The 5,008-nt window shown below is 77.0% G+C and carries 4 protein-coding genes and 1 pseudogene; 4 read left to right on the plus strand and 1 reads right to left on the minus strand.

The genetic code is table 11. The features are described 5' to 3' along the window. The 4 genes from ACTUAL_RS08370 to ACTUAL_RS08385 all read left to right on the plus strand — a co-directional run. On the plus strand, window positions 1–713 hold a 713-nt coding region (locus tag ACTUAL_RS08370; RefSeq protein ID WP_440899845.1), incomplete at its 5' end, for an NADase-type glycan-binding domain-containing protein. A gap of 26 nt (window positions 714–739) precedes the next feature. Continuing rightward, the gene (locus ACTUAL_RS08375; RefSeq protein WP_440899846.1) at window positions 740–1,765 is read left to right on the plus strand and encodes an NAD-dependent epimerase/dehydratase family protein; all 1,026 of its coding nucleotides are present in this window, start codon (window positions 740–742) and stop codon (window positions 1,763–1,765) included. 73 nt (window positions 1,766–1,838) lie between these two features. Continuing rightward, a complete protein-coding gene (locus tag ACTUAL_RS08380) occupies window positions 1,839–2,462 on the plus strand; it encodes a helix-turn-helix transcriptional regulator (RefSeq protein WP_096497789.1) in 624 nt (207 codons plus the stop codon). Window position 2,463: 1 nt separating this feature from the next. After that, the gene (locus ACTUAL_RS08385) at window positions 2,464–2,703 is read left to right on the plus strand and encodes a hypothetical protein (protein ID WP_440899847.1); all 240 of its coding nucleotides are present in this window, start codon (window positions 2,464–2,466) and stop codon (window positions 2,701–2,703) included. A gap of 188 nt (window positions 2,704–2,891) precedes the next feature. On the opposite strand, the pseudogene ACTUAL_RS08390 reads toward ACTUAL_RS08385, so the two are convergent. Continuing rightward, window positions 2,892–5,008: pseudogene (locus tag ACTUAL_RS08390) on the minus strand (BTAD domain-containing putative transcriptional regulator); the annotation flags it as partial.

The raw sequence follows: 5,008 nt of genomic DNA on the forward strand, positions 1-5,008 counted from the left end.
AGGCCACCACCCCGATCCGGGACGGCGTCGTCGGACCGCTGTGCCCCAACTGCGGCACCGCCAACCCGCCCGACCGCCGCTTCTGCCGCCGCTGCGCCACCCCGCTCCACCCGGAGCAGCGCGTCCGGCAGGACGCGCGCAGGCAGCGCAGGCGCTGGCGCGGCGACCGGTCCCGGCTGCTGCGCAGGCTCGCCGCCATCGCCGCGATCGCCGCCCTGCTGATCGCCGGCTACCTCTTCTCCCCGCGCGCGGTCGACCTGTGGCAGGACACCCTGGACAAGCTCGCCACCCCGGCCCCGGTCGGCCCCTCGGGCACCGCCGCCAGCGCCCAGCTGCCCGACCACCCGTCGAACCTCGCCGTCGACGGCGCCAGCAACCGCTACTGGGGCGCCCCGGCCGTCGGCGACTCGATCGAGTTCGCCTTCGCCGAGCCGTTCCGCCTGCTCGCCCTGATCGTGCACACCGGGGCCGCCGAGGACCAGCAGCAGTTCGCCGCCCAGGGCAGGCCCTCCTCGCTGGAGGTGATCACCACCGCCGAGGACGGCACGACCCGCGCCGAGCGGGTCGAGCTCGCCGACAAGCCCGGCCCGCAGCAGTGGAACACCGGCGTCAGCGACGTGGTCCGGGTCCGCCTGGTGATCACCGGCGCGGCCGGTCAACCACCCGGCGGGCACATCGCCCTCGGCGAGGTCGAGTTCTTCCGCAGGCCCTGATCACCCCCGAGCCGAGGAGCGCACCGATGGACATCGCCGTGGTCACCGACCCCACCGGGCTCGTCGGGGGCGAGGTGGTGCGCGCCCTCGGCCCCCGCTACGACCTGCTCGTCGGCCTCGACGCCACCGCGGGCCCGACCACCCCCGCCGAGCCGACCGCCCGCTTCCGCCACCACCGCGTCGACCTCGCCGACCGCGCCGCCGTCTCCACCGTGCTCGCCGAGTACGGCGCCGACGTGCGCCTGGTCGTCCACACCGGCCGCGAGCCCGAGGGCCAGGACCCGATGCTGATCGCGGTGGGCACCTCGAACCTCCTGCACGCCGTGCACGCCCGCTGCCCGGACGCGGTGTTCGTGCTGAACTCCGGCGTGGAGGTCTACGGGACCGCTCCCAACCTGCTGCCCCTGGTCGAGACCGCCACCCGCTGGGACCTGCCCGAGGACCACCCGGCGCACGACCGCGGCCTGCCCGAGGCCCGCCACGTCGACCACGTCGAGCGCACCCCGCGCGGCACCGCCCTGCTCGCCGCCGACCTCGCCGCCCAGGACAGCGGCAAGCGGCTCGACGTCGCCGTCGGCGTCTTCCGCACCGCGGGCCTGGTCGCCACCACCGGCGAGTCCCCGTTCGCGCAGCACGGCTTCGTCTCCGCCCTCGTCCGCGACGCCCTGCGCGGCTCCCCGTTCGTGGTCCGGGGCTTCGGCGGCAAGCAGGTGCGGGACGTGCTCGACGTCGCCGACCTGGTCGAGATGTTCTGGCAGTTCGCCATGGCACCCAGACCCGGCGAGGTCTACCACGCAGGCGGCGGCCGGGAGCGCAGCTGCTCCCTGCTGGAGGCCATCGCGGGCTACGAGCACCTCACCGACCACCAGGTCGCCTTCGACTACGACCCCGAACCCCGCTACGCCGACGTGCGCTACTGGAGCACCGACACCACCAAGTTCCGCGCGCACTACCCGCGCTGGCGGCCCACCACCGCGCTGCCCGACCTGGTCGCTGCGGCCCACCGGCACTGGTCGGCGCGGCTGGAGCGGCTGCCTGGAGAAGTCGTGTAGAAGCGGTTGAGAACGCGTGAAGCGGCCACCGGCAGAGTCGGACTCGCACAATCCGGGACTGTGGGAGGCAGTGGTGGATCAGCGAGTTCGGGTGGCGGTGCAGTCGACCGACCACCTCAGCCTTGCGGGGCTCACGAGTTACCTCGCGGGAAGGTCCGAGGTCGTGCTGGTGGGGCAGCGCGAGCGGGCGGGCGCGGACGTGGCCGTGGTGGCGGTGCCGAAGTTCACCGAGGAGGTCACCTCCCGGCTGCGGCGCGCCGCGACCGAGGCGGGGACGCCGGTGGTGCTGGTGCTCGACGAGGTGGGCGACGCGGACGTGCTCACCGCCGCCGAGTGTCGGGTCGTGGCGATCGTGCCGCGCACCGCGGCCACCGGCGACCGGGTGCTGCGCAGCGTCCTCGCGGCGGCCGAGGGCGGCGGGGTGATGCCGCCGAACCTGGTGGCCGAGCTGCTCAGGCACGTGCAGCGGCTCCAGCGCGAGCTGGTGGCCACCGAGACCGGCCCCGACCGGCTCACCTCGCGGGAGGCCGACGTGCTGCGGCTCATCGCGGAGGGCCTGGACACCGCCGAGATCGCGACCAGGCTCAGCTACTCGGAGCGGACTGTGAAGAACGTCTTCTACGGCATCACGACGCGGCTGCACCTGCGCAACCGGCCGCACGCGGTGGCGTACGCGCTGCGGAAGGGGATGATCTGAGGTGGCCGCCCCCTCCGGCGCGGACCGGGGCGGTGACGGCGGGCCGGTGGACCGGAAGGCCGACATGCGCCGGGTGGTCGACCTGCTCGTGCGGGGCATCAGGGCGACGGGCGCGCCGAAGGCCGTGCCCGCGCCGCGCGGCCCGGCTCCCGCCGACCCGGACTGGGTGATGTCGCGGGACGGGGTGATCGGCGCCCCGCTCGTGGCCGAGGAGAGCGGTCCGGCGGGTCCGCTGCCGTGACCGGTCCCCGCGCGGCCCCGAACCGGGGGAGGGCCGCAGGGGGAGCGGGCAGGGGTGGCCCCGAGCACCGCCCGGACGCGGCGCGCCGACCGTCCGGAGTGGACCGGGAGCGCTCCCGCACCCCGAACCCGATCCCCACTGGCCCGATCCCCACCGGCCCGATCCCCGCGCGCCCGGCCCGCACCGGTTCAGTCCCCGCCCGCCCGCTCCAGCAGCCGCCGCACGTCCCACCGCGCGCCCAGCGCCTCGTGCGCCGCCAGCGCCTCGCCCAGCGCCGCCCCCCGCTCGGCCGCGCCCACCCCGGACCGCCCGGCCAGCAGCACCGCCCGGTCCTCCAGGGTCTGCCCCAGCTCGAACACCCGCCCGGCCCGCCGGTAGTGCCCGGCGACCTCGGCCAGCCCGTCCGCGTCGCCCTCCAGCACGCACCGGCACCGCCGCGCCGCAGCCGCCGCCCGCGCCGTCGTGCTCTCCCGCGCCGCCTCCGCCTCGCACGCCTCGACGGCCTCGCGCGCCGTGGCCCGGTCCCCGCAGGCCAGCGCCAACCGCACCAGGTCCGGCAACCACTGGTGCCGCAGCATCATCTGCGCGAACCGGGTGTCCAGGATCGCCCCGAGCAGCTGCACCGCCCCCGCCTCGTCACCGGCCCGCGCCGCCCCCATCGCCTCGGCCGCCACCAGGAAGTCGCAGTTCTCCCGGTCCGCCGCCGTGACCAGCGGCAGGTTCGCCCCCGCCGCCAGGTGCGCGGCCAGCGCCGCCCCGTCGTCCCGGTGCGCGGCGATCAGCGCGGCCACCCCGTGCAGCAGCAGCACCGGCCCGCCCTCGCGCAGCCCGAACCCGGTGAACTCCTCCGCGTCCGCCATGACCGCCCCGAGCCGCGCCACCGCCCCGTCCCAGTCGCCCAGCCAGAACCCGTGCACCGCCGACGCCACCTGCAACCCGGCGACCGGCGTGCCCGGACCGGCCACCCGGAACGCTTGCTCCAGCACCTGCCCGGCCTCGTCCAGCCGGTCCAGGCACTGGAGCGTGAACACCCGGTTGTCCAGCAGCACCAGCCGCAGGTCGGCCAGCGCCACGTCCGTGCCGACCACGTCGAGCGCCTGGTCCAGGTAGCCGACGGCCCGCGCGTAGTCCCGCCGCACCGCCTCCACCTGCCACAGCACCTCCAGCGCCTGCCCGATCGCGAACGGGTCGCCCGCCCGCTCGCCCACCGCGATGGCCTGTCGCGCGCTCACCGCAGCCTGGTCCAGGTCCCCGACCCCGGCCCGCTGCACCAGCGACAGCAGCGACAGCAGCCGCGCCCGCCAGGTGTCGGTGAGCACCGGGTCGGCCAGCGCGTCCCGCAGCTCCGCCAGCGCGGCGCGCGGCCGGGACGCCCGGTAGGGCACGTACGCCAGCGTCCAGCGGGCCTTGGCGACCTGGTCGGCGTCGCGCAGACCGGGCAGCGCGCGCCGGGCGTGCTCCTCGGCCTCGGCGTCCCGGCCCACCCGGAACAGCACCGAGCTCAGCCGCGCGGCCAGCGCCGACCGGGTGTCCTGCGGGGCGCGCGGCGAGGCCAGGCACCGCTGCAGCAGCTCCACCGCGACCAGCGGGGCCCGGTCCCCGAGCGGCTGCGCGTTGCCGACCACCCAGCGCACCGCCCACGCGTCCACCTCGCCCGCCGCGGCCATCAGCTGCCCGGCCACGTGCTCGGCGGGCGCCCCGGACTCGGCGAGCGCCCGCGCGGCCTGCTGGTGCAGCGCGGTGCGCAGCGCGGACGGGGTGCCCTCGTACAGGGCCTGCCGGATCACCGGGTGCCGGAACGCCATCCGCGACCCCGCGTCGCGCAGCACCCCGGCCGCGACCGCCTCGGTGAACGCGCCCAGCAGGTCCGGCACGGGCCTGGCCAGCACCACCGACAGGTCCTCCACGGAGAACTCGCCGCCCAGCAGCGCCGCCCAGCGCAGCACCTGCCTGGTCGGGTCGGTCAGGAAGTCCAGCCGGTCGGCCACCGCCGACACCAGCGACACCGGGGTGCGGTCGAGCACGTCCGGGGCGACCTCGGCGATCCCGGCCGACACCAGCACCGCCCGCTCGCGCACCAGCGCGTCGGCGACCTCCCGCACGTACAGCGGGTTGCCGCCCGCGCGCGCCGCGACCCGCCGCAGCCCCGGCCCCGGCGCGGCCCCGACCAGCTCGCCGACCACGCTGGTGACGGCCGAGTCGGTCAGCGGCAGCAGGTCCAGCACCGCGCCGCCCGCCTCGGCGTCGCGGCGCAACCGGGCCACGTCGACCCGGTGCGGCACCGGCCGCGCCGCCCCGACCAGCA

This window comes from Actinosynnema sp., from assembly GCF_052038725.1.

Excerpts from the sequence above, each read along its gene's own strand:
- ACTUAL_RS08375 (WP_440899846.1), top strand. The coding sequence starts at position 740 with ATGGACATCGCCGTGGTCACCGACCCCACCGGGCTCGTCGGGGGCGAG.